Origin of the sequence: Halomonas sp. IOP_14 (assembly GCF_021021315.1) — a bacterium.
Classification (GTDB): Bacteria; Pseudomonadota; Gammaproteobacteria; order Pseudomonadales; family Halomonadaceae; genus Vreelandella; species Vreelandella titanicae.
On record NZ_JAINWD010000006.1, the window covers coordinates 14,747 to 40,225 of the forward strand.

Genomic DNA, 25,479 nt, shown 5'->3' on the forward strand with positions numbered 1-25,479 from the left:
TAACGAGTTACTTTATATGCGAAACGAATGCTTTATGCGCTTTGAGCGCCTGGCCGACGATGGCCGTGCGCGCCGTGGCCGCCTCCACTTCCCCCGTGGCACAGTGGAGACCCCGGCGTTTATGCCAGTAGGCACCTACGGCACGGTGAAAGGCATGACGCCGGATTCCGTCAAAGAGATCGGCGCCGAAATCATCCTAGGCAACACCTTTCACCTGTGGCTGCGCCCTGGCACCGAGGTGATTGAAGCTCACGGCGACCTGCATGACTTCGCCCAGTGGGACAAACCGATTCTGACCGACTCCGGCGGTTTTCAGGTCTTCTCCCTCGGTGAGACGCGCAAGATCACCGAGCAGGGCGTGCACTTCCGCTCGCCTGTGGATGGCAGCAAAGTCTTTATGGGCCCGGAAGAGTCCATGGCGGTTCAGCGTTCGCTGGGCTCCGATGTGGTGATGATCTTTGACGAGTGTACGCCCTACCCGGCCACCTTTGACGAAGCTGAGAAATCCATGGAGCTGTCGCTGCGCTGGGCCAAACGCTCGCGTGATGCCCACGGCGACTCCCCTTCCGCGCTGTTTGGTATTATTCAAGGCGGCATGCACCCTGAGCTGCGCGAACGCTCACTCAAAGGGCTGCTGGAAATCGGCTTTGATGGTTTGGCGATTGGCGGGCTTTCCGTCGGCGAACCGAAAGAAGAGATGATCAAGGTGCTCGACTACCTGCCCACCTGGATGCCCGATGAGATGCCTCGCTACCTAATGGGCGTCGGCAAACCCGAAGACCTGGTAGAAGGCGTGCGCCGGGGTGTGGATATGTTCGATTGCGTAATGCCCACCCGCAACGCGCGTAACGGCCACCTGTTCACCTCGGAAGGCACGGTCAAAATTCGTAACGCCAAGCACCGTTTTGATACCCGCCCGCTCGATGAAGAGTGCGATTGCCATACTTGCCAGAATTTCTCACGGGGCTACTTGCACCATTTGGATCGCTGCAATGAAATGCTCGGCTCGATGCTCAACACCATCCACAACTTACGTTACTACCAGCGTGTGATGGCCGATTTGCGCGCGGCAATTGAAGCGGGTACATTGACGACCTTTGTGGAAGGCTTCTATGCACGGCGTGGCTTGCCAGTGCCTCCGCTAAGCCAGCCCTGACGAATTAATCGCCACGCGCCTTGGCGCGTGGTTTAAACTGTTTGGCTATGTTTTAAAAACTATGCTTTAAAAACCATGTTTTCAAAACCAAGCTTTCAAAAACCAAGCATCTAAAAACCTAAGCTTTTCTAACTCAGGAGTTCTCTGCAATGCTGGATTTCTTCATCTCACCAGCCCATGCCCAAGAAGCCGCCGCTGGCGGTGGTATTGCGCAAATCGTCATGCTGGTCGGTTTCGTGCTGATTTTCTACTTCCTGTTGTGGCGCCCGCAAGCCAAGCGCGCCAAGCAGCACAAGCAGCTGGTCACCAACTTGGACAAAGGCGATGAGATCGTTATTGGCGGCGGTTTGGTAGGTCGGATCACTAAGGTGAGCGACGAATTCCTGACCATCGAGATCTCTGAAGGCACCGAAGTTAACGTGCAGAAGAACGCCGTTGCCGCCGTACTGCCTAAAGGCACCATCAAGTCCATCTAAACCTTGTAATACCCCTGCCGAGCCAGTGCCAGCCACCCCGGCAGGGGTGACATGGTATGAATGATGGTGAACTTTGCTGTGCGCGGCGTGTCCGTGCACAGCATTCCGTTTGTAATTGAAGGCAGGGCTTGCATGCTCAACCGTTACCCCCTGTGGAAGTATCTGCTGATACTGGTCGTCCTGGTGGTTGGCCTTATCTACTCGCTTCCCAATCTATTCCCCGAAGATCCCGCCATCCAAATTAGCAGCGCCCAAGGCGACTCGCTGGATGCGCGTCAGATAGACCGTGTTGAAACCGCGCTCAGCGAACACGATATTGAGATCAAAGCCCTCGAAGAAGAGAACGGGCAGTGGCTTATTCGTTTACGCCACGATGACGATCAACTTCCTGCTCGCGACATTGCCGCTGACCTTTTAGGCGATGATGCGACGGTAGCGCTAAACCTCGCCGAAGCAACGCCAGAATGGCTACAGGCATTCTCTGCTTCCCCCATGACGCTGGGCCTTGATTTGCGCGGTGGCGTGCACTTCCTGCTCGAAGTGGATATGGAAGCCGCGCTTACCCAGCGCCTGGAAGTCAACGCCAGCGCCATGCGTGAGCTGCTACGCGACGAGCGGATTCGCTATCGTAATACCGATATCGAGGAGCGCACGCTGTCGATCGATTTTGCCAGCGCCGAAGACCGCGATACGGCCCGCAGCCTGATCAGCCGTGACTTTCCTGAGTTTGAATACAGCAGTGAAGGCGATGGCCGCGCTTCAACGCTGGTAATGACGCTTAGCGATCAATCGGTAAACGAAATTCAGGATTACGCGATCAACCAGAACTTGACCACCCTACGCAACCGGGTCAATGAGCTGGGCGTGGCTGAGCCCATGGTGCAGCGCCAAGGCCCCAACCAGATCGTGGTGGAGCTGCCGGGCATCCAGGACACCGTGGCGGCCAAGCGTATTGTCGGCGCAACGGCGAACCTGGAGTTCCGCCTGGAAGCGCGCAACGATACGCCGGATAACGAAACGGAAACCCTCACCTTCCGAAATGAGCCTTCGCGCTCTGCCGAGCTAATGCGCGACGTGATCATTACCGGCGATAGCGTCTCCAGTGCCAGCAACAGCTTTGATGAGAATGGTCGCCCGCAGGTCAATATTGATCTGGACGGCACCGGCGGCACGCTAATGAACCGCGCCACACGCACCAATATCGGCCGCAATATGGCGGTGCTGTTCATCGAGCATAAGAGTGAAGACACCGTGGTGGTCGACCCGGAAACGGGCGAAGAGACCATTGAGCGGGAGCCTTACGTTGAGCGCGGCCTGATCAGTTTGGCCACTATTCAAAGTGCGCTTGGCAACAGCTTTCGGATCACCGGTTTGGATTCGCCGACAGAAGCCGCTGAGCTGGCGTTGCTGCTGCGTTCGGGCTCCCTTGCGGCTCCCATCTACTTCGTCCAAGAACGCACCATTGGGCCAAGCCTGGGCGCTGAAAACATTGAGCGGGGCCTGCTCTCGGTACAGATTGGCTTGCTGCTGGTCGTGCTGTTTATGCTGGTGCGCTATAAGGTGTTTGGCGTGTTTGCCAATATCGCCCTGGCGCTGAACTTAACGCTGTTGGTCGCAGTGATGTCGATGCTGGGCGCCACGCTGACGCTGCCAGGTATTGCCGGTATCGTACTGACACTGGGCATGGCGGTAGATGCCAACGTGCTGATTTTCGAACGAATACGTGAAGAGCTGCGTAACGGCATGTCGGTTCAGCAAGCGATTCAAGCCGGCTATGAGCGCGCCTTCACCTCCATCGTCGACGCTAACATCACCACACTGCTGGTGGCCGTTATCCTGTTCTCGATTGGCTCCGGCCCGGTGAAAGGGTTCGCCGTCACGCTCTCTATCGGCATTTTGACGTCGCTGTTCACCGCTCTGATGGTGACTCGCGCCATGGTCAACTTGGCCTATGGCAGCAAACCCGTCAAAAAGCTGTGGATTTAAAGAGCATGGATTTGAAAAGCATGAATTTAAACCACGTGCTTAGCCCAGAACTGAAGAGGTGGTAATGAAACCCCTATCACACCTGCGAATCGACTTTATGGGACGGCGCAACATCGCGTTTGCCGTCTCCGCTGTGTTACTGATCGTGTCGATTGGCGCCATCCTGTTCCAGCAGCTCAACCTAGGGCTGGACTTTACTGGCGGTACGCTGATTGAGGTGCGCTACGGCGCTGCGCCCTCCCTGGACGCTATTCGTGTGCTGCTCGAAGAGAGCGGCTTTCAAGATGTCTCGGTGCAAACCTTTGGGGCATCAACCGAAGTCTTGATTCGTCTCCAGCAGGCGTTTGACGCTGATGTAGGCGGCGAGGTAGTAAACCTGCTACGCGCGAGTGGTAATAGCGTTGACCTTGTTCGCTCTGAGTTTGTTGGTTCCCAGGTAGGTGACCAACTGCGTGACCAGAGTGGCTTGGGTCTGCTGGTAGCGCTCGGCGTGGTCATGCTCTATGTGGCCTTCCGCTTTCAGTACAAGTTTGCGATTGGCGCACTGCTGGCACTGCTGCACGATGTGATTATCGTAGTGGGCGTGTTCGCTCTGTTTCAGCTCGATTTCGACCTTACCGTATTGGCAGCCATCCTGGCAGTTATCGGCTACTCGTTGAACGATACCATCGTGGTTTATGATCGCGTCCGCGAAGCCATCCGCACTTCGCGTATCGACGATATGCCGCAGATCTTCAACGAAGCGATTAACGCCACGCTCTCGCGCACCTTGGCAACCTCGGGCACCACCATTCTGGTACTGCTCGCTCTGCTGCTATTGGGCGGGGATATGATTGAGAATTTCGCCATTGCGCTGCTGGTCGGCATCGTTGTGGGTACGTTCTCGTCTATCTATATTGCTGCGGCGCTACTGCTACCACTGAAGCTGTCGCGAGAAGATTTGATTCCCACCAAGAAAGAGTTCGACGAAGAAGAGGAAGAGCTGCCTTAACGGCGCATCTCTATACTCCTCTTATTTAGCCTACAAAAAAGCCCCTGCTGGGAATCCAGCAGGGGCTTTTTTTGTCTTTAAAAAAACGGTCGTCTGTAAAGCTTTTATCTTTAACAGCTTAGCATTGCTACTTAAAAGTGCGGCGTGAGCTGCTTGATCAGCGCTTTATAGAGACGCGGCCCGGCTGCCATTAGCTGTCCTTCCACTTTCACCGTGGGCTGGCCGTCCGGCGTCCCCATCAAGGCGCCCGCCTCCTTCAGGAACAGCGTGCCTACCAGCATATCCTGCTCTTCCAAGCCGAGTACAAAAGCGCTATCCACTCGCCCAGTGGCCAACTCGCACAAATCCAGCAGCCCACAGCCAGTGGCCAGCAGGTTTTCTACCTGTGGGGCAAGCTGCTGTGAAACGGTTAAATAGGCAGGTAAATTGCGCGGGCGCAGCCAAACTTCCGGCAAGCTCATGGCCATACGCGTGCCGCTAATGGCAGTAGGCTTGCTAACGCGCATGCGCTTGTCGTTGTGCTGGGCGCCGCGGCCGCGGCTGGCGATATATTCATCGTCGGCGAACGGACAGATAATCACCGCGTGTTCGGGACGACCTTTGATAAGACACACCACTGAGAGTGCAAAGCCCTTGCCGGCAACGGCTAAATTAGAGTAGCCGTGCATCGGTTCAATTTTCCAGACGATATCCGCGCCTTCGCCTTCACCCGCGCGGTGCGGGGTAAAGCGGCCGGTAACTCCGTGCTGGGGATAACCGCGTTCCAACTGCTGAACAATCGTCGCTTCGGCCTTGCGCGCTGTCTCATCGAGCAGGCGGTCAAGGTTAAATTCATCGTGCGCGTTCTCAATACGTTCGCGCACGCGCAGGAAGTGTTCAACAGCGCTACGCGCAGCGCGCAGCGTAAATTGGACCATCGGATTCATGGTTGGGCCTTGTGACAGTGATGTTAAAGAACGTGATGCTAATCATAGAGCATAAGTAGGCGCAGGTGCCGCCTTTGGCGCGCAATTCTAGCAGACCACTCTCGGGCATGCCATCGACTCATGCTAGACTGCGCGCTTTACGCGATAATAATCACCCTCTTTATTCACCGAGCCTTATTATGCTTGAGCGCATTCGCATTGTTCTTATCGGCACCAGCCATCCCGGCAATATCGGCGGCGTGGCACGCGCCATGCACAATATGGGCCTGGCAGATTTAGCCCTCGTTGCCCCCCGCTGTGAAGTGATTACCCAGGACAGCATTTCCCGTGCCTCCGGCGCTGACCACCTCCTTCATCAAGCCAGTGTGCATGCCTCACTGGAAGAGGCGGTAGCTGATTGCACCCTGGCCGTGGGCGCCAGTGCACGCTCGCGCACTCTGCCCTGGCCGATGCTCTCACCGCGGGAGTTAGCTGACCGGCTGCCCGCCGAGTGCCAGGCTGCTGAGTCCCGCGTGGCGCTGGTATTCGGGCGCGAGGACAGCGGCCTTACCAATGCTGAATTACAGCGCTGCCACGCACATGTGCATATTCCTACCAATGCCGACTTTAGCTCACTCAATTTGGCCGCAGCGGTTCAGGTGCTTGCCTATGAGTGTCGCATGGCGTGGCTAAGCCAATCAGATGGCCAAGCGGATGCACCTCCAACTGTGCCGAGTGATGACGATGATCTGGCCACCCACGCCGAACTAGAGCGCTACTTCGAGCACTTAGAACGCACGCTAATTGGCATTGATTTCCACGACCCTGATCAGCCACGACAGCTAATGGCGAGACTGCGCCGCTTGTACCTGCGCGCTCGCCCAGAACGCATGGAAATGAATATTTTGCGTGGAATTCTGTCGGCTACCGAAAAGGCGGCGAACACCAAACCGCCCAAACCGTAACTAACTTAGGCTGGAAACGCTAAACTTGAAGTTGATGCTGCGTGCCCCAACTTCGCTATTCTGCTAACGTGATTTCTCTATTGATATTCCAAGAATCGGCGATATTTCAAAAATCCGTTCTAATAGTTCAATAGCTAGACGCCGCCTTTATAACGCCAAGGAACACCTCATGTTTCAACGTCTACGTGAAGACATCAACAGCGTATTTGACCGCGACCCGGCCGCACGTAACTTTCTTGAGGTGCTGACCAACTACCCTGGCCTGCACGCCCTACTGCTGCATCGCTGCGGCCACTGGCTGTGGAAAAAAAATCTCAAGTGGCTGGCGCGTACACTATCGACGTTTTCACGCTGGCTCACCGGCATTGAAATTCATCCGGGCGCCACGATTGGTCGGCGGTTTTTTATTGATCACGGCATGGGTGTGGTGATTGGCGAAACGGCGCTGGTGGGCGATAACGTAACGCTCTATCAAGGTGTCACCCTGGGCGGCACCAGCTGGAACAAAGGCAAGCGCCATCCCACCTTGGGCGATGGCGTGATTGTCGGTGCGGGCGCCAAAATACTGGGGCCCTTTACGGTCGGCGCTGGAGCGAAAATTGGCTCTAATGCCGTGGTCACCAAAGAAGTACCGCCGGGCGCCACGGTGGTAGGTATTCCCGGTAAAATCGTTAAACGCGCCGACCCCGATGTGGAAGAAGCACTGGATGTCGACCCCGCCCGACGCGAAGCCATCTGCCAAAAATTTGGCTTTGATGCCTACGGCGTCAGCCAGGACATGCCCGACCCCGTAGCCCGTTCGATGCAGGCAATGCTCGACCATATGCACGCCGTGGATGAGCGCATTGAGCGCATGTGCTCTACCCTGCGTAAGCTAGATGACAACTACCGTGACGGCCAGTTACCGGCGCTGCGCGATGAAGATTTTGCCGACATTCTGGACGAGAACGATACCGGCTGCACCGGCGTTGGCAAGCACTCGGCCACTCCACCATCAGCCGAGCAAGAAACGCTGCCGCCGCGTAATGGTTGACCAAAGCACTCAGGTTTTCCCATAATGGCAGCACATTTGCCGTTAGTGCGCTGAGCTTTCAGCGTCGAGGGGCTTGCCATGCGCTTGACCACTAAAGGCCGTTACGCCGTTACCGCCATGCTCGATTTAGCCTTGCATGCCCACAACGGCCCGACCAGCCTAAGCGATATCTCCCAGCGTCAAGAGATATCGCTCTCCTATTTAGAGCAGCTTTTTGCTCGCCTGCGCCGTGCAGGCTTGGTCAACAGCGTGCGCGGCCCAGGCGGCGGCTATCTGCTTTCGCAGCCTGCGGACGCGATTAGCGTTTCAAAGGTGATTGACGCAGTAAATGAAAGCGTTGATGCCACCCGTTGCCAGGGGCTCTCTGACTGCCAACAGGGTGACACCTGCTTGACCCACCATTTGTGGTGCGAGCTCTCCGTGCAGATACGCCATTTTCTTGACGATATGACCCTGGCACAACTGATGCTGCGTCCTGATGTCATACGTATTGCGTCGCGACAGAAACAGCGTGCCGAGGCAGGCATTCTCGCCTCTTCACCCTGACCCCACGACACAAACCCGATTACCTTGATCGATCAACCGCTGGAACGTAACGATGACCACACCCACGCTGCCCATTTACCTGGATTACGCCGCCACCGCGCCGGCGGATGCCCGCGTGGTTGAGGTTATGCAACGCTACCTGACGGTTGACCAGCTATTTGCCAACCCGGCTTCGCGCAGCCATATGCTGGGCTGGCAGGCAGAGCAGGTGATTGAGCAGGCGCGCCGCCAGGTGGCCGATGCCATTGGCGCCGACCCGAGAGAGATCGTCTGGACCAGCGGCGCCACAGAAGCTGACAACCTAGCGCTGATTGGTTTTATGCGCGCCAACCGCGAGCGTGGCCTACACTTGGTGACCTCGACGATTGAGCATAAAGCCATCGTTGACACTGCCCATGCGCTGGAGAAAGAGGGCTTTGAGGTTACCTGGCTAACGCCGGGCCAGGATGGCCGTATTGAACCCGAACAGCTGCGCGCAGCGATGCGCGATGACACCGCGCTGGTTTCATTAATGGCGGTTAACAACGAACTGGGCAGTATCAACGATATCTCGGCTCTAGCGGCCGTTGCCCATGAGTTTGGCGCGGCTTTTCATACCGATGCTGCCCAAGCGGTGGGGCGTATTCCCTTAGACGTAGTGGCTCAGCAGATCGACCTGATGTCGCTGTCCGGCCATAAAACCTACGGCCCCAAAGGCGTCGGGGCGCTGTATGTGAAGCGCCACCCGGACATTCGCGTTGAGGCGCTGATACATGGCGGTGGCCATGAGCGTGGTATGCGCTCTGGCACCCTGCCGACACACCAAATTGCTGGCATGGGTGAAGCCTTTGCGCTGATGCAGCAGCAGTACGACGAAGACAACGCCCATATTATGGGCTTGCAGCAGCGCTTTCTGCGTGGCCTGGAGGGACTTGACGGTGTATTCTCGAACACGCCGCTGAATGACACTGAAAAGCGAGCAGTACCCAACATTCTCAATCTGGCATTCGAAGGTGTCGACGGCGAGTCACTGCTGATGGCGCTGCGCGATGTAGCGGTCTCCACCGGATCGGCGTGCAACTCGGCCAGCGTCGACCCGTCCTATGTGCTGCTCGGCATCGGCACACCACGCTCGCTGGCGCTCTCATCGCTGCGTTTTAGCTTCGGGCGCTTTACCACCGAAGCCGACATTGATCATGCGCTAACGCTCATACGCCATGCGGTGAGCGGTTTACGTACACCGCCCCGTCAAGCGGCTGACTAGCTGACTATTTTTAAGGAGGACGCCTCATGATGGCAACACTCAATATTACCCCGGCTGCCGCACAACAGATCCGCCACGTGCTCGACGAGCGCGGCCAAGGCCTCGGCCTGCGCGTCTCGGTCAAGCCAAGCGGCTGCTCTGGCTATAGCTACGTGCTCGATTTTGCCGACACCGTCAGCGACGAAGAAGTCCATTTTGAAGCCCACGGTGCCAGCGTCTATGTCACTCCCGATGCGGTAGAGATGCTTAACGGCAGCGAAGTGGATTACGTCAGCGAAGGGCTGAACCGCTTTTTCCGCTTCAACAACCCTAACGTCAAAGATGAGTGTGGCTGCGGTGAGAGCTTTACCGTCTAAGCATTGCTTGGTCAGCTTCATCGCCGGTATTCATCCCCCGGCTTAAGCGCTATAATCACGCCCCTGGATACACAAGCGCAGGCAGCCGGGTTACGCCCGCATGCTTTTTTGACACATTAGCGTTTAAAAACGCTAGCTGCCGAAGCGCTATTAACTGAATCATTTTCTGGGCCGCCCTGGCCTTCTAGGGCGGCACTTTTTGCTTAAGCCTTTTTAAGGAGACCATTTACATGGCTACTGAACGCACTCTTTCTATTATCAAGCCTGATGCCGTTGCCAAGAATGCTATCGGTGACATCATTGCTCGCTTCGAAAAAGCGGGTCTAAAAGTCGTCGCAGCCAAAATGGTTCATCTCTCTGAAGAGAAGGCTGGCGGCTTCTACGCAGAACACAAAGAGCGTCCGTTCTTTAAAGACCTGGTTGGCTTCATGACCTCTGGGCCGGTGGTTGTACAAGTGCTTGAAGGTGAAGGCGCCATCGCTAAAAACCGTGACCTGATGGGTGCGACCAACCCGAAAGAAGCGGCACCCGGCACTATTCGCGCCGATTTTGCGGAAACAATTGACGCCAATGCTGTCCATGGTTCTGATTCTCCGGAAAGCGCTGAGCGCGAAATTAGCTACTTCTTTGGCAACGACGAAATCTGCCCGCGCTAAGCCTTTAAGGTAGCGCCGCCGAATCAACTTTCGTTGCCGGCCATTTTGCGGGGGCTAGTCCCCCGCCCCTTTCTATAACGCTGACCGCCATGACCACCACTGTAGCCCAACACACGCCCGCCCCACATACTGACGCCGCCAGCAAGCCTGCTGCAAAAGCGACGCCTGAGCGTCAAAACCTGCTTGGCATGTCCCGCGAGCAGATGGAAGCCTTCTTTTTGTCGATCGGCGAAAAGAAGTTCCGTGCCGCGCAGCTAATGAAGTGGATTCACCAGGAAGGCAGCGATGACTTTGCTGCCATGACGAACCTCTCCAAAGCACTGCGTGAAAAACTGGCCCGGCTGGCAGAAATTCGTGGCCCAGGGGTGATTTATGAGGGTACTTCCAGCGACGGCACCCGTAAGTGGGTGCTGGAAGTGGAAGACGGCAGTTATGTAGAAACGGTACTGATCCCGGCGGAGAACGGTAAGCGCCGCACGCTATGCGTTTCCTCCCAGGTCGGCTGCTCGCTGGACTGCAGCTTCTGCTCCACCGGCAAGCAGGGGTTTCAGCGCAACTTAACCGCTGCTGAAATTATCGGCCAGGTATGGGTCGCTCAGCGCAGCGTTGGCCCGCGGCGTGATACGGCGAACCGTCCGGTGACCAACGTAGTGATGATGGGCATGGGCGAACCGTTGCTCAACTTCGATAACGTTGTACCTGCCATGAAGCTGATGCTCGACGACAACGGCTATGGCCTGTCCAAGCGCCGCGTGACGCTGTCGACCTCTGGCGTGGTGCCGATGATCGACAAGCTCGGCGATGAAATGGACGTTAGCTTGGCGATTTCGCTGCATGCGTCTACGGACGAGTTGCGCAATGAGCTGGTGCCCATCAACCGTAAGTACAATATTCGCGCGTTGCTGGATGCTTGCCACCGCTACCTTTCCAAATGCCCGGACAATCGTCAGGTCACCATTGAGTACACGCTGATCAAGGACGTCAACGATCAGCAGGAACACGCCGAGCAGCTTGCTGCATTGCTTAAAGAGCTGCCGTGTAAGATCAACCTGATCCCGTTTAACCCGTTCCCAAACTCTGGGTACGAAAAACCGTCGCGTAATCAGGTTATGCGCTTCCAACAGTGGTTGTATGATTTAGGCTACAACGCCACGGTTAGAACAACCCGAGGTGAAGATATTGATGCTGCCTGTGGCCAGCTCGTTGGTCGCGTGAAAGACCGCACCAAACGCAGCGCGCGCTATATCCAGTCAGTACAGCTCGACGCGGACTAGGGGGTGGAGTGTCGAAAACCGGGCTTATCTTGACTTCCGCTTGGCACGGCGCTTTGATGGTCACGGTTTTTATTTAGATTAGCACTGCTGTTTGTATGTATTGCCTTACTCGCAGTTGGACGTTCACTACAAGAGGATTTACATGATCGCTCACCGCAGGCGCCAACACCCATCGCGGGTGCCCATGCTCACCGTGCTTATCGGTAGCTTGTGGCTAGCCGGCTGTGCCTCGTCCAACAACCTTTCACCACAAGCTACCCCCGCGGCGGCAGAAGCCTATACCCAGCTTGGCGTCGCCTATTTAGAGCGCGATAATCTTCCCCGCGCTCTCAACGCACTGGATCGGGCACTTGAAATTGCCCCACACCATGCAGAAGCGCTGCAAGCACTGGCACTGGTTTATCAACGCCAGGGCGAAAGTGCACTTGCCAACGACTATTTTCAACAGGCGGTGAATGCCGAGCCTGACTTCACCCGCGCCCGCAACAACTATGCGGCGTTCTTGTTCAGTCAGGGCCAGTTAAACGCCGCCTGTGAGCAGTTAGAAACCGCATCACAGGATGCCCAGTACGCCAACCGTGCCCAGCTATTTACTAATTTAGGGCAGTGTTATCTGGCGCTGGAAGAATTTGATAAGGCGCGCGCTCGATTGGAGCGCGCGCAAAGTATTGATCCGCGTAATTCACGCGGCTATTTAATGTTAGCTGAACTCGAATATTCGCAGGGCAATTACTCTCAGGCCTGGGCACCGCTGCAAACCTATTTACAGCTCGCCGAGCCCAACCAAGCAGCGCTAAGAATGGCGGTTGATATCGCTCATTCACGCGGCGAGCATAGCGTCGCCGCCGAATACCAGCGCCTGCTTGGCAACGACTGACTGATTGACGCCCTGATCACCGCTTATTTAATGAAGGATGCTCAGCCATGAGCGATACACAGTCACAAGAAAGCGTCATTGATAGCCCTAACACTAGCGCCTCTCCTGGCGAACTTCTTGCTCGCCAGCGCGAGCAGCTTGGTATTCCGCTCGCCGATGCGGCCCGGGCGCTCAACCTGCGCCCCGCCGTGGTGGGAGGGCTTGAGCAGGATGACTACCAAGAAATCCCTGTCGCCGCTTATCGACGCGGCTACCTGCGCTCTTACGCTAAATACCTGGGCATGGATGACCGGCTGGTGCTTGAAGCTTATCAAGCCCGCAGCGGCGGTAGCGACACCGAACGCCAAGTCACCCCGGTCTCCACGGCGAGGCCACCCTCCCGTATTGGCGCCTGGCTGTTCAAGTTGGTGACTTTGCTGGTAATTGTGGGTCTTATCGCGGTGACCGTGATGTGGTGGCAAAGCCGGGGTGGCAATGAGCCGCCGGGCTTTGGCTCAACCTCCCCGGAAGAGACCGCTACCGCCCCGGCAGAGCCGACCAGTGAACCCGCTGAAACAGCAGAGAGTACGGGTTCAAGCTTCACCAGTGGCGATGAAAGCGCGACGCTGCCCAGTAATGCCACCAACGTCACGCCTTCACCGACGGCTGCGCAAGAACAAGCGCCCAGCGATCAAGCTGATGTTGACGCAGTGACTGGCCTCGACGAATCCGCACTGGATAGCACCACCGATACGGCCAGCACCGCCGACGATAGCAATGAGCCTAGCAGGCCTGAGCAAAGCAGTGTTGAAGAGAGCGACACTGATAGCGAACAAAACGCTGCCGCCGAGCAAACCGCCAATGCCAACGTCCTCGAACTGACGTTTAACGAGCAGTCGTGGACGGAAATTTTTGATGCCACCAACCAGCGCGTCTTCGTGGGCCTACAAACGCCCGGCACCTCGACAACCGTCGAGGGTGAGCCTCCGTTTCGCTTAACCGTAGGTAATGCCACCGGCGTTGAGCTGCGCTACCAAGGCGAGGAAGTTGATCTTCCCGCCCGCGCAGGCGCCAACAATGTTGCCCGATTCACCTTGGGAGAGTGACCCGTCTTATGCACGCCCCTTCTCCGATAAAACGCCGCCATTCCCGCCAGATTCAGGTTGGAAACGTCGCGGTGGGCGGTGATGCCCCCATTGCCGTTCAAAGCATGACCAATACCAACACGTTGGATGTCGCCGCGACCGTGGCCCAGATCCAACAGTTGGAAAAAGCCGGTGCGGATATCGTACGCGTTTCAGTACCCGATATGGACGCCGCCGAAACCTTTGGTCAGATCAAAAAACTCGTCAATGTACCGCTCGTTGCCGATATCCATTTTGATTACAAAATTGCCCTACGCGTCGCCGAACTCGGCGTCGACTGCCTGCGCATCAACCCAGGCAACATCGGCCGTGAAGACCGCGTACGCGCGGTGGTTAGCGCGGCCCGCGATCATGGCATTCCGATCCGGATTGGCGTCAACGCAGGGTCGTTGGAAAAAGACCTGCAGAAGAAATATGGCGAACCCACGCCAGCAGCGCTGGTGGAGTCTGCCATGCGCCATATTGACTACCTGGATCGCCTGGATTTCCCCGACTTCAAAGTCAGCGTCAAAGCCTCGGATGTATTTATGGCCGTGGCCGCCTATCGCGACCTTGCCGCACGCATCGAGCAGCCGCTGCACTTAGGGATTACCGAAGCGGGAGGTCTGCGCTCGGGCACGGTCAAGTCATCGATTGGTCTGGGTATGCTACTGATGGACGGAATCGGCGACACGATCCGCGTCTCGCTGGCAGCAGACCCGGTGGAAGAGATCAAGGTCGGCTTTGATATGCTCCGCAGCCTCAAGCTGCGCTCGAAAGGCATCAACTTTATTGCCTGCCCCAGCTGTTCGCGCCAGAACTTCGACGTCATTGACACCATGAACCAGCTCGAAGAGCGGCTGGAAGACGTAATGACGCCGCTCAACGTCTCGGTGATCGGCTGCGTGGTCAATGGCCCCGGCGAAGCCAAAGAGACCGATATCGGCCTGACCGGCGGTAGTCCCGCTAACCTGGTGTATATCGACGGCAAGCCCGCCAGCAAGCTGCGCAACGACCACTTGGTAGATGATCTCGAGCAGCTGATTCGCGAAAAAGTGCGCGAAAAACAGCAGCAGCAAGACGATATGATTGCCCGCAGCGTTTAGCTGGGGCTGGCTGCCAGCCTGGGTGAACCACGCCTGATGGCAGAATAAGGAGTTTTCTTTGAGCAAGTCCGCCGTTAAAAAAATTCAAGCCATTCGTGGTATGAACGACCTACTGCCCAGCGATAGCCCACGCTGGCAATTTTTTGAAGCCAAAGTACGCCAGCTAATGCTGCGTTACGGTTTTAATGAAATCCGCACGCCTATCGTTGAGCAAACCGCGCTGTTTGCACGCTCTATCGGTGAAGTTACCGATATCGTCGAAAAAGAGATGTACACCTTCGATGATCGCAACAGCGAGAGTTTGACCCTGCGTCCCGAAGGCACTGCCAGCTGCGTGCGCGCGGCCATGGAGCACGGCCTGCTGTATAACCAAACTCAGCGGTTGTGGTACCAGGGGCCGATGTTTCGCTATGAGCGTCCGCAAAAAGGCCGTTACCGCCAGTTCCACCAAATCGGCGTCGAGACCTTCGGTTTTGATGGCCCGGATATCGACGCCGAGGTGATCTTGCTTTCAGCGCGCCTGTGGCAGGAACTCGGCTTGATGGAGCACGTTACCCTGGAGCTAAACTCGCTAGGTTCATCAGAGGCGCGGGCAGCCTACCGGGATACGCTGGTGGCCTACTTTGAGCAGCACCTAGATGCTCTCGATGAAGACTCCAAGCGCCGCTTGACCAGCAACCCGCTGCGTATTCTCGACTCCAAAAATCCGGCCATGGCGGAGATGCTCGACGGCGCGCCGCAGTTGATGGATCACCTGGATGCCGAATCTCAGGAACACTTTGAGCAGCTCACTAAGATGCTTGAAGCAGCAGGCATTGACTATGTGATCAACCCACGCTTAGTGCGCGGACTCGACTACTACTGCCGCACCGTGTTCGAGTGGACCACGACTGCGCTGGGCAGCCAGGGCACCGTATGTGCAGGCGGACGCTACGACGGCCTGGTCGAACAGCTGGGCGGCAAGCCTACCCCAGCGGTGGGCTTTGCCATGGGCATTGAGCGGCTGATTCTGCTGCTCGACACCCTGGAACTGATTCCTGAGAACGCCCTTGGCGGCTGCGATGTCTATTTGCTGCCCATGGATGATACCGCCACCACGGCAGCGATCACCCTGGCCGAGCAACTGCGTGGCGAGCTGCCTGAACTGCGTCTACAGCTTCATTGCGGCGGCGGCAGCTTTAAAAGCCGAATCAAAAAAGCCGACAAGAGCGCTGCTACGATAGCCATACTGATCGGTGAAGATGAAATCGCGACGCAGTCGGCAACGGTCAAGTTTCTGCGCGATGACCGCGAACAGCAAAGCGTTCCTCAAGCCGCATTAGGCCGCACGCTGGGCGAGCTTTTAACGGCTAACGCATAAGCCCTGCAGGCTGCCTGCTTGCATGCGACGGTCTAAACATACGACTTTAGAAGAAAGGAGCCCGCCCGTGGTGGAGCTGAGAAGCGAAGAAGAACAGCTAGACGCCGTCAAGCGCTGGTGGAAAGAGAACGGCATGTCGTTGATTGCAGGCGCTGTCCTGGCGGCGGCCGGGGTGTTCGGCTGGAATGCCTGGCAGAACTATCAGCAAGGCCAGGCTGAAGCGGCCTCCATGCGCTATCAGCAGTTAGTCAATATGACCGCTGGCAACGAGCTTGACGAGGAGCAACTAGCAAGCGCGCGGGAAATGGTTAGCGAACTAACCGACGAGCATGGCGATACGCTCTACGCCGAACTCGCCCTGCTGCTCGACGCCCGCTTGGCTGTTCAGCAAGGCGACTTGGAAGCAGCACGCACCGCACTGGAAAGCGCAGCCGATTCCTCGCGCCGCTATGTGCAAAGCTTGGCGTGGCTACGTTTAGCCCGTATCGAGCTTGCCGACGGTAACCCTAAACAGGCGCATGCGCTGTTAGACGAGCCGATTAGTGATGCGCTAGCGGCCCAAAAAGCTAACGTGCGCGGCGATGCGTTCGCCGCCCAAGGCGACACCGAGGCGGCCCGCGATGCCTGGGAAACCGCTCTAGAAGTGTCTCAAACCAAAGACCAGCCGCTTTACGGCGTGCAGTTCAAGCTTGACGATCTCGGCGCTGAGGAGGCGACACAATGACTTTTGGTATCCCAACGAAACAGCTAGTACGCGCTAGCTTAGGCGCGCTGTCGCTGGCACTGCTGGTCGGTTGCGCGAGTAAAGGCGAGCCTGCCTATACCCCCAAAGAGCTGCGTAGTTTCGACGAGACCTCCTCGCTGGAAACTCAGTGGCGGCGCAACGTGGGCGATGGCCTGGGCCATGCCCGTTACCCCATCGCGCCTTCCCGTGAAGGCGACACCGTGTTTGCGGCCGATGTCGAGGGCGTGGTGATGGCGATGGATGCCAACAGCGGCGACGTCAAGTGGGAAATCGACCTTGATACCCCTATTTCCAGCGCACTAACGGCAATTGCCGGTCAGGTTTATCTGGCCACCGGTAACGGCGAAGTGATCGCGCTGGATCAACGTGACGGCAGCGAAGAATGGCGCTCGCGGGTATCCAGCGAAGTGCTTGCCGCGCCCCAGGCCAACCAGCAACTGCTGGTCGTGCAAAGTGTCGATGGCCGTGTGACTGCCTTGGATCGCGCCACTGGTGAAGAGCGCTGGGTATACACCAGTTCGCAGCCGTCACTCACCCTGCGCGGTACCGGTACACCGATGGTCATTGATCCAGTCAGCTTTGTTGGCCTGGCCAATGGCCGCCTGGCCACGCTGGATAACCGCAGCGGCCAACCGCTATGGGAAATGCAGATTGCCACCCCCCAAGGGCGTAGTGAAGTGGAACGCCTGGTCGATCTTTCCGGCCAGCCGATCATCAGCCCCGATGGCCGCCTGTTCGTGACCAGTTATAACGGCCGCGTGGTGGCGCTGAAAGCAACTCAAGGCGACGTACTTTGGGAAGCGGATCTCTCCAGTCGCCACACCCCGATTCTGGTCGGCGACTTCCTGTTTGTGGTCACCGATGACAGCCAAGTCGTCGCCCTCGACGCTAACAACGGCCGCGAAATTTGGCGCAACGACGATTTAGAAGATCGTTGGTTGACCGCCCCCGCCTTCGCCGATGGCCGTTTAGTGTTCGGCGATTTTGAAGGTTATGTTCACCTGATCGACGCTCGCGAAGGCGATATCGTGGGTCGCACTCGCGTGCACAGCTCGGGCATCAGCGTACGCCCGGTCACTGAAGGCAGCACCATTCATGTCCAGGCCAACAATGGTCGCCTGGAAACCCTGGAAGTAACTCCATGACACCCGTCATTGCTTTAGTCGGTCGCCCCAATGTGGGCAAATCGACGCTGTTTAACCGCCTAACGCGCTCGCGTGATGCACTGGTGGCCGACTTTCCTGGCCTCACCCGCGACCGTAAGTACGGCAATGGCATGCTGGGCGATAAGGTCTATACCGTGATTGATACCGGCGGTATCAGCGGTGACGAAGAAGGCATCGATGCCGCTATGGCAGAGCAGTCACTCGCCGCCATTGATGAAGCCGATATCGTGCTGTTTATGGTCGACGCTCGCGCCGGCCTTATCGCCGCTGACCAGGCGATTGCCAACCACCTGCGGGTTAACCAGAAAAAAACCTGGCTGGTGGTGAATAAAACCGATGGGTTAGAAGAGCATTCGGCAATGGGCGACTTCTGGTCGCTCGGCCTAGGCGACCCCTGGCCAATTGCTGCCGCCCACGGGCGCAACGTTTCCACCCTGATCGATGTGGTGCTCGAACCGTTTCCGGAGCGCGATGCCAGCATTCCTGCCGACACCGGCAGTAAAGGCGTTCGCATCGGCGTGATTGGCCGCCCGAACGTGGGCAAATCGACTCTGGTCAATCGCCTGCTGGGCGAAGATCGGGTCGTCGTGTTTGATGAGGCGGGCACTACCCGCGATGCTATCGAGATTCCTTTTGAGCGCCGCGGCAAGCCCTATGTGCTGATTGATACCGCGGGTATTCGGCGGCGCAAGAACGTGCGCGAAATCGCCGAGAAATTCTCCATCATCAAGACGCTGGATGCGATCAAAGAGTCCCATGTGGTGATCATGGTACTGGATGGCTCCAGCGGTCTGGTGGAGCAGGATTTGCACCTGCTCGACTACGTGTTGACCACCGGTCGTGCCCTGGTGCTTGCAGTCAACAAGTGGGACGGCCTGGAGACCGAAGCCAAGGACAAAATGCGCACTGAAGTGAAGCGCCGCCTGGGCTTTGCGGATTATGCCGAGCTGCACTTCATCTCTGCTCTACACGGCACGGCAGTGGGGGATCTCTACCCCTCGATTGATCGCGCCTTTGACGCCGCTAACGCCCACTGGTCGACCAACCGCCTCACTACCCTGCTACAGGACGCGGTAAGCCAAAACCCACCGCCGATGGTGCACGGTCGACGCATTAAACTGCGGATGGCTCACCAGGGTGGCAGCAACCCGCCGATTATCGTCGTCCACGGCAACCAAACCGAGGCGTTGCCAGAAGCCTATCGTCGCTATTTGACCAACACCTTCCGCAAGGTGCTCAAGGTACGCGGCACGCCAATTCGCTTTGAGTTCCGCTCGGGCAGTAACCCGTTCGATGACATGGCGGGCGCCAGCGACAAAGAGAAAGCTAAAAAGCGCGAGCTTAATCGCACCAAAGAGGCGCGTAAAAGCCGTCGTTAAACGCCTTATTAGCTGCCTTTTGAATTCGCCCGCTTGTATCATCAAGCGGGCATTTTGGTTCTAGCCTTAAATAGGCGCTTGAACACGTAAATTCTGTTGACAGAAAATAGCTTCAGCCCTCAAATAGCCGCGCTTATTAGCCCGAAGCTAACAAGCTTGCATCAGCACTTTACACTTAGCGTCGTTACCCCACTGCTTACGTCCTACTTAAGGGGACTCTTATCTTATGCTTTATATTGCTCGCTACTGGCGCTGGCTGACCTTGTTTGGCGTTGCCAGCCTACTCACGGGTTGTCTCGCCCTCCCCCAAACCGGTTTGTTTGCGTTTCGTTTGGCGGTGACCTCTCTGGGGGTTGAGGATGTTCGCATTGGCCCTTACAGCATTAATGCGGGGCTAGACACCAGCGATTTAACCAGCCTGATTGCGTCTAGCCTTGGTGCCGGTAGCCTGCCCGTTCAGGCCACCATTGCCATGGGGCTGGGCTTACCTGCGGGCATGCCACCGGTGGAGATGTCAGGCTTTCGCTGGGCGCTGGATATGCCGGGCGTTGATCCTGTGGAAGGGAACTATGAACAGGACGTCACGCTGACCTCTGGCGATGATGCTAATTTACGCCTACCGGTTGCCTTTGATGTACTCGCCACCGACACCCAACGCCTGGCCCCCATGCTGGAGCTTGCCAGCCAGTTGGCGTCTCAAGGCGAGCTACCGCCTGGCAGTCAACTGGCCATCACGCCTGGGGATCTACGCGGGTTGGGTATGAAACTACCGTCAGGATTATTAACGCCGACAATTCGCTTAAACGTAGGTGCCGATGGGCAGCTAGTACCCCAGCGCTAAGGGTTTATGTCTAGGAGCTTGCAGCCAATCGTCTGCGGCCTAGCCTTGGTTCAGAGGGGACTCAATTCAGCACCCATACTCAACCACTAGGTGGGTTATGATGGGGGATTGATTTACTGCTATCAGCGGTTATCTTGTGTGCAAGAAACTCTTTCGTCTATAAGGAAACCGACTCATGCGCTGGCTTCGCCCTCTCGCTGTTACCGCACTATGTGCGTCTATCGCCGCTTGTACCACCTCGCCTACCGGACGCTCGCAACTGCTGTTGCTCTCTGATAGCGAATTGAATGAGATGGGGCGCCAAGCGTTCACTCAATATCAGCAGGAGCTGCCCACGGCGGGCCAGGCCAGCCACCGCTATGTGCAGTGTATTGCCGATGCCATCGTGGCGGAACTCCCCGCCGAACAGCGGCAGCTAGACTGGCAAATTCGCGTATTTGAGTCCGAACAGCCCAACGCGTTCGCGCTTCCCGGCGGCTATATGGGCGTGAATACCGGCATGCTGGATATTGCCACGACCCAGGATCAGCTTGCTTCCGTTATCGGTCACGAAATTGGTCACGTACTGGCCAACCATGCCAATGAGCGCGCCTCCACCGAGAGCGCCACCTCATTAGGCCTGTCGGTGATTTCCAGCACTTCTGGCATGCAGTCTGCCGGTGGCCAGCAACTCATGGGCGTGCTCGGCATGGGCGCACAGTACGGCATCGTACTTCCCTTCTCCCGGGCCCATGAGAGTGAGGCCGATGTGATTGGTCTGGATCTCATGGCTCAAGCCGGTTTCAATCCCCGTGAGAGCGTGACCCTTTGGGAAAATATGCAGGCGGCCACAGGTGGCGGTGCGCCCCCCGAGTGGATGTCGACTCACCCTGGCCAAGGCCAGCGCATTCAAGGGCTGCAGGGTAATATGGATCAAGCACTTGCCTTGTACGAGCAGGCTCGCAGCAATGGTCGTACACCCAACTGCCCGCGTCCTTAACGGCTCTTGAGGTTTAAATGATTAAGCTGGGATTACTGCTACTGGTACTGCCGCTGTTTGTGCTGATGGGCGTGTATTTCTGGGAGCTAAACGACGTACGCGCGTGCCAGCTTGATGGCGGCCATTGGGACTATATCGAGAGTGCCTGTAGAGACACCCCGCAACCGTTTGTCTCCTGGCTGGAGCGTTCGCCGCTGTTAGTCAATGGCGGCATGCTGCTCTCGGTAGTGGGGCTGGCGATGTGCACGGTGGGCTTGTACGTCAAACGCACTAAGTGAAACGTTATTAGTGGCATCAATAAAAAGTGGGGGCGGATATATTATCCGCCCCCACTTTTTTAGCTATGTTGTTGATCAATGAAGATTGATACTAGCGAGGAAAAAGACCTCATTTAAAACTCTTTAAAAATGCGGGTTATAGTTCTGGAGCATCCTCCATCACCCATTGACGGTCTTTCTCAAGCATAAAGCCAATATCTACTAGCTCATCTATAGCGTCACCTAAGGATTCTTGGTATGACTCAGGGCTTGAGTATCGGCTTGATACTGACTTTCTACCATCATTACTACTCGCAAAAGGGATAAAGCTGCCGGATAAGTTACACAATTGGCCTTCTGCGTACCCTTGATCGCGCAAATTCCAGCCTAAATAAGTACCTAGAGGCACAGCCACATAGGGTTGGCGAATGCCTCCCAAGGCAATGCCATCTTCATCCACTTCTGGCACCTTCACCGAATATTGTTCACCCTCTTCAGGTGGCACCACAGTATGGTTTCTGGCATACAGCTCGTTGACAGGCGGCTTAGGCACTTCTCCCTGTAAGGGCGGCAAATTCAACTCCTCATTCGCCACAAGCCCATCACCCTTCAAACCTGGATAACGGCTTGCTGGCGGGGCTATATCATTTACGACCCAAGACTCCATCGCACTCACAAGCGCACGCATGCTAGGCGCCACACTAATTGGATTACTCGGATATTTACATACTTCACTAGCCGAAGCCGATCCTCCCCAAGCATTAAAATGCGGCGCCCCAGCGAAAAAATATAATCGCACATCATCAGGCATAGTCAGGGGGTCTCCAGTGGGGGATGTAGAAACCAATGACGCACGAGCCTGCCAAAATTCTGCCGACGTGTCGGTGTGCATAAGTTTCGGACACGTATTGTTTTCACGACAGACGGCCAAAATACTGTCGCTCTGCCCCGTCAACGGATCTAGCATCTCGACATAACTGAAGGGGAACTGATCTCCTACCGCATCATGATCTTCATGCTGTCGAGAGAAGCGACCAGGCTGAGCAAAAGGGTAGTTGGTGAACGTCTTCCGTGATCCCGCAATATGCGCCATGGCGCCATCAAATACTCGGTTGCCCTGACTATCAGCATTGTATCCTTGATATATCAAGTCGCGCAGGAAGCGTCCTGACTGAGAAATCCCCATTGCCACGGTATGCTCAATATCGTTCAGTGGTGTTTCAACATCATGTCCTTGCGCACCTCTCAGAAAGGCGACCAAGTCGCTCGTCGCGAGCATCCCTAACCCGGCGGGCACTGCATCCTTAGCGGTATAAATAAACTCGTATATAGCGCCGCCATCCATACTAGTGGGCCGCTGAATCTCTATACGATTTTCATCCAAATAACGAAACGACAAACCCTCCACCATTTGACGAGGCGCATCAGGCGTAGGCCTAACGGTTAGAGAGGAATGTTCGGGGTTTAGGTCTGCAGCAGGGTATGTAAGGGACGCAACACTTACCGACTCATGGTTATCGAAAACGAACTCCTCACGAGATTCACCCGTTACCCCCTCAATAACCGGCAAATCAATCTCGATCAAACTATCGCTCAAACCGGTCTGCCAGCCACTCCATACCATGGTGTGGCCCTGGCGCATTAAAAAACCATCACCTGGCTCATCGACTGCAAAGTCGCCCGAGATACTCGTTAGATTAAGTAACGGAAAACTCAAGTTGCGGCCACGGTTAGGGACTTCGTAGAAAAGCACTCCTGAGGTTTGCTCAGTAGGTCGTAGAATCACCACTTCCGTACTAAAGGCCACTTCACCTTGATCATTAACAGGCGCTTTTTCTAAATCGGCAATGTTACTGGCTCTAGCACTCGTAGGATCAATAGCAAAGCTTGCCACGGCCTCAATTCTCTCGTAAGCACCAGACTCTCCAAAGCGTTCACCACCATACTCATCTACAGTGTTGATGATCTCAAAACCAGTCACTCTGGCTTCGCTACCAGGAGATAAAAATATGGCTCCAGCTATTGCCAGTGGTACTAACGTTATTTTTGGTAAAGTTTTCATAGTAGCTCCTTTTTGTTATTACTTATTTTTCAAGTGAGATACGAACTATTAATACACCTTTGAGGTTTTAAACGATTACAAATACGCACACCATAATGGGCAGTACAGCTACAGAGGCTTATTATGCAAGTGCCTAGTGCTTATTAAGAAGAATTCCTTGTTCCTTTTCACTTGTCAACTTAAAGCACTAAGTTAAGAAATTTAATTGTTGGCGCAGCATTTCTCGCACAGGCGCGGTTTCAGGGCGCACATTACGCCACAGAAAAAACGACTCGGCGGCCTGCTCGACCAGCATGCCTAAGCCGTCAAGCAACTTCGCGCCGTGCGGGCCTGCCCACTGTAAAAATACCGTCGGCTCGGCCCCGTACATCATGTCGTAGGCCCAGGCATTGGTATTGAACAACGTATCAGGCAACGGCGGTAAATCGCCTGATAGGCTGGCACTGGTGCCGTTAATCACCACATCAAAAGTGCCATTAACGGTATCAAAACCACCGCCGTGGATAGGCCCTAGATCAGCAAAATCGCTGGCCAGCTGCTCGGCCTTGGCGGCGGTGCGGTTGACCACGACGATTTCACTGGGCTGCTCGGCAAGCAGGGGCTCCAGAATGCCGCGCACGGCGCCGCCTGCGCCTACCACCAAAATGCGCTTTTCTGCTAACGCCACACGGTGATAGGCCAAATCGCGCACTAGGCCAATGCCATCGGTAGTATCGCCGTAGGTACGGCCATTACCACCCAGAATCAGAGTATTCACCGCCCCTGCACGACGGGCGCGGTGGCTCAAGGTGTCGCACAGCGCAAAAGCATCGCCCTTGAACGGCACGGTAACGTTGGCGCCACGCCCGCCCGCGTCGATAAACGCCCGCCACGCACCTGCAAAACCATCCACCGGTGCTTCTTCAGCGGTGTACTCAAGGGCCTGCTGGGCTTGATGGGCAAACTCAGCGTGGATCTGCGGGGATTTGGAGTGTTTGACCGGGTTGCCAAACACGCAGTAGCGATCGGTCATGAGAGCTCTCCGCTTTTTCCTTGACCTGCATCCTCAGCGAATTCACCGAGCCAGTCGCGGGGGTATAAGAAATCCTGCAAACGCGCTTCGGGACTGCCGGGCTCTGGCTCAAAGGCGTACTCCCAGCGCGCCATTGGCGGCATTGACATCAAAATTGACTCCGTGCGCCCGCCGCTCTGCAAGCCAAATAGCGTGCCGCGATCCCACACCAGGTTGAACTCCACGTAGCGGCCACGGCGGTAAAGCTGGAAGTCGCGCTCCCGCTCGCCCCAGGCGTCATTTTTACGGCGCTCAACGATGGGCAAATAAGCCGCTAAGAAACTGTCGCCCACCGCGCGCTGAACGGCAAAACAATCGGCAAACTCACCTTCGTTCAGGTCATCGAAAAACAGCCCACCGACGCCGCGGGTTTCATCGCGGTGCTTAAGGTAAAAGTACTCGTCGCACCAGGCCTTATAGCGCGCATAAACATCATCGCCAAAGGGGTCGCAGGCGGCTTTTGCCACCCGGTGCCAGTGCACCACGTCTTCCATCACGGGATAAAACGGCGTTAAGTCAAAACCGCCGCCAAACCACCACACCGGCGGCTCGCCGGCTTTCTCGGCAATAAAGAAGCGCACGTTGCCATGGCTGGTAGGCACATGGGGGTTTTCCGGGTGCAGCACCCAGGAAACGCCCACCGCGTGGAAGCTGCGACCAGCCAGTTCAGGGCGCGCGGCGGTGGCCGAAGGCGGCAGCTGGGTGCCATAGACATGGGAGAAGTTGACGCCGCCTTTTTCAAATACGCCGCCATGGGTCATCACCCGTGATCGACCACCACCGCCCTCGGCACGCTCCCAGCTATCTTCTTGGAACTGGGCAGCGCCATCGGCTTTTGCCAATCCAGCGCAGAGCCGATCCTGCAGATCAAGAAGGTAGCGTTTAACGTCATCAAGGTGCTCGTGGGCCACGGTAACTCCTGGGGGCATTGGTGAGTCGTAATGGGTGAGTCGTAATGGGTGAGTG

The 25,479-nt window shown here is 56.4% G+C and carries 25 protein-coding genes; 21 read left to right on the forward strand and 4 right to left on the reverse strand.

The features are described from left to right. The first annotated feature begins 34 nt into the window (after window positions 1-34). The 4 genes from tgt to secF all read left to right on the forward strand — a co-directional run bounded on the left by tgt (window position 35) and on the right by secF (window position 4,609). Window positions 35-1,156 carry a tRNA guanosine(34) transglycosylase Tgt gene (gene tgt / locus K7H09_RS05910; protein WP_027957421.1) on the forward strand — a complete coding sequence of 374 codons (1,122 nt, stop codon included), beginning with the start codon at window positions 35-37 and terminating at the stop codon, window positions 1,154-1,156. Window positions 1,157-1,305: 149 nt separating this feature from the next. Beyond that, window positions 1,306-1,632 carry a preprotein translocase subunit YajC gene (gene yajC, locus K7H09_RS05915; protein WP_007111584.1) on the forward strand — a complete coding sequence of 109 codons (327 nt, stop codon included), beginning with the start codon at window positions 1,306-1,308 and terminating at the stop codon, window positions 1,630-1,632. A gap of 132 nt (window positions 1,633-1,764) precedes the next feature. Then, window positions 1,765-3,618, forward strand: coding sequence for a protein translocase subunit SecD (gene secD / locus K7H09_RS05920; protein ID WP_027957422.1), 1,854 nt, complete (start codon window positions 1,765-1,767; stop codon window positions 3,616-3,618). 64 nt (window positions 3,619-3,682) lie between these two features. Further along, window positions 3,683-4,609, forward strand: coding sequence for a protein translocase subunit SecF (secF, locus tag K7H09_RS05925; RefSeq protein ID WP_022520069.1), 927 nt, complete (start codon window positions 3,683-3,685; stop codon window positions 4,607-4,609). Between the two features lie 131 nt (window positions 4,610-4,740). On the opposite strand, the gene K7H09_RS05930 is transcribed toward secF, so the two are convergent. Further along, entirely contained in the window at window positions 4,741-5,535 is a 795-nt protein-coding gene (locus tag K7H09_RS05930) for an inositol monophosphatase family protein (protein ID WP_009288412.1), read from the reverse strand. Window positions 5,536-5,714: 179 nt separating this feature from the next. Between K7H09_RS05930 and K7H09_RS05935 the strand changes: the two genes are divergently transcribed. From K7H09_RS05935 to K7H09_RS06015, 17 genes are all read left to right on the forward strand, one after another. Further along, complete coding sequence (locus tag K7H09_RS05935; RefSeq protein WP_230804107.1) at window positions 5,715-6,479, forward strand: RNA methyltransferase; 765 nt, start codon at window positions 5,715-5,717, stop codon at window positions 6,477-6,479. A gap of 169 nt (window positions 6,480-6,648) precedes the next feature. Next, window positions 6,649-7,512 (forward strand): serine O-acetyltransferase, encoded by an 864-nt coding sequence (cysE, locus tag K7H09_RS05940; RefSeq protein WP_138800467.1) that lies wholly within the window; start codon window positions 6,649-6,651, stop codon window positions 7,510-7,512. A gap of 78 nt (window positions 7,513-7,590) precedes the next feature. Continuing rightward, entirely contained in the window at window positions 7,591-8,058 is a 468-nt protein-coding gene (gene iscR, locus K7H09_RS05945; protein WP_022520074.1) for a Fe-S cluster assembly transcriptional regulator IscR, read from the forward strand. Between the two features lie 52 nt (window positions 8,059-8,110). Next, window positions 8,111-9,301 carry an aminotransferase class V-fold PLP-dependent enzyme gene (locus tag K7H09_RS05950; protein WP_230804109.1) on the forward strand — a complete coding sequence of 397 codons (1,191 nt, stop codon included), beginning with the start codon at window positions 8,111-8,113 and terminating at the stop codon, window positions 9,299-9,301. A gap of 29 nt (window positions 9,302-9,330) precedes the next feature. Next, entirely contained in the window at window positions 9,331-9,657 is a 327-nt protein-coding gene (locus K7H09_RS05955) for a HesB/IscA family protein (protein ID WP_027957427.1), read from the forward strand. Window positions 9,658-9,887: 230 nt separating this feature from the next. Continuing rightward, on the forward strand, window positions 9,888-10,313 hold the full coding sequence (gene ndk, locus K7H09_RS05960) for a nucleoside-diphosphate kinase (protein WP_022520077.1): 426 nt from the start codon (window positions 9,888-9,890) through the stop codon (window positions 10,311-10,313). 89 nt (window positions 10,314-10,402) lie between these two features. Continuing rightward, entirely contained in the window at window positions 10,403-11,587 is a 1,185-nt protein-coding gene (gene rlmN / locus K7H09_RS05965; protein ID WP_009288408.1) for a 23S rRNA (adenine(2503)-C(2))-methyltransferase RlmN, read from the forward strand. 142 nt (window positions 11,588-11,729) lie between these two features. Further along, window positions 11,730-12,464, forward strand: coding sequence for a type IV pilus biogenesis/stability protein PilW (pilW, locus tag K7H09_RS05970; RefSeq protein ID WP_022520078.1), 735 nt, complete (start codon window positions 11,730-11,732; stop codon window positions 12,462-12,464). Between the two features lie 47 nt (window positions 12,465-12,511). Further along, complete coding sequence (locus K7H09_RS05975; protein WP_230804111.1) at window positions 12,512-13,549, forward strand: RodZ domain-containing protein; 1,038 nt, start codon at window positions 12,512-12,514, stop codon at window positions 13,547-13,549. Between the two features lie 8 nt (window positions 13,550-13,557). After that, complete coding sequence (ispG, locus tag K7H09_RS05980; RefSeq protein WP_039860545.1) at window positions 13,558-14,673, forward strand: flavodoxin-dependent (E)-4-hydroxy-3-methylbut-2-enyl-diphosphate synthase; 1,116 nt, start codon at window positions 13,558-13,560, stop codon at window positions 14,671-14,673. Between the two features lie 58 nt (window positions 14,674-14,731). Beyond that, entirely contained in the window at window positions 14,732-16,033 is a 1,302-nt protein-coding gene (gene hisS / locus K7H09_RS05985; protein ID WP_022520080.1) for a histidine--tRNA ligase, read from the forward strand. A gap of 67 nt (window positions 16,034-16,100) precedes the next feature. Next, a complete protein-coding gene (locus K7H09_RS05990) occupies window positions 16,101-16,757 on the forward strand; it encodes a YfgM family protein (protein WP_027957429.1) in 657 nt (218 codons plus the stop codon). Beyond that, window positions 16,754-17,923, forward strand: a complete 1,170-nt coding sequence (gene bamB, locus K7H09_RS05995; protein ID WP_230804113.1) for an outer membrane protein assembly factor BamB — start codon at window positions 16,754-16,756, stop codon at window positions 17,921-17,923. Before K7H09_RS05990 ends, bamB begins: the two co-directional genes overlap by 4 nt. Further along, complete coding sequence (gene der, locus K7H09_RS06000) at window positions 17,920-19,323, forward strand: ribosome biogenesis GTPase Der (RefSeq protein ID WP_022520083.1); 1,404 nt, start codon at window positions 17,920-17,922, stop codon at window positions 19,321-19,323. The genes bamB and der overlap by 4 nt, the downstream gene beginning before the upstream one ends. 226 nt (window positions 19,324-19,549) lie before the next feature. Next, entirely contained in the window at window positions 19,550-20,164 is a 615-nt protein-coding gene (locus K7H09_RS06005; RefSeq protein ID WP_009288402.1) for a hypothetical protein, read from the forward strand. A gap of 175 nt (window positions 20,165-20,339) precedes the next feature. Then, entirely contained in the window at window positions 20,340-21,143 is an 804-nt protein-coding gene (locus K7H09_RS06010) for a M48 family metallopeptidase (protein WP_009288401.1), read from the forward strand. 17 nt (window positions 21,144-21,160) lie between these two features. Then, window positions 21,161-21,421, forward strand: a complete 261-nt coding sequence (locus K7H09_RS06015) for a hypothetical protein (protein WP_230804115.1) — start codon at window positions 21,161-21,163, stop codon at window positions 21,419-21,421. 136 nt (window positions 21,422-21,557) lie between these two features. Here the strand turns inward: K7H09_RS06015 and K7H09_RS06020 are convergent, their stop codons facing one another. The 3 genes from K7H09_RS06020 to hemF all read right to left on the reverse strand — a co-directional run bounded on the left by K7H09_RS06020 (window position 21,558) and on the right by hemF (window position 25,424). Next, window positions 21,558-23,462, reverse strand: coding sequence for an alpha/beta hydrolase domain-containing protein (locus K7H09_RS06020; protein WP_230804117.1), 1,905 nt, complete (start codon window positions 23,460-23,462; stop codon window positions 21,558-21,560). Window positions 23,463-23,649: 187 nt separating this feature from the next. Further along, a complete protein-coding gene (aroE, locus tag K7H09_RS06025) occupies window positions 23,650-24,474 on the reverse strand; it encodes a shikimate dehydrogenase (protein WP_230804120.1) in 825 nt (274 codons plus the stop codon). Beyond that, window positions 24,471-25,424 (reverse strand): oxygen-dependent coproporphyrinogen oxidase, encoded by a 954-nt coding sequence (gene hemF, locus K7H09_RS06030; protein ID WP_138800464.1) that lies wholly within the window; start codon window positions 25,422-25,424, stop codon window positions 24,471-24,473. The genes aroE and hemF overlap by 4 nt, the downstream gene beginning before the upstream one ends. Between the last annotated feature and the right edge of the window lie 55 nt (window positions 25,425-25,479).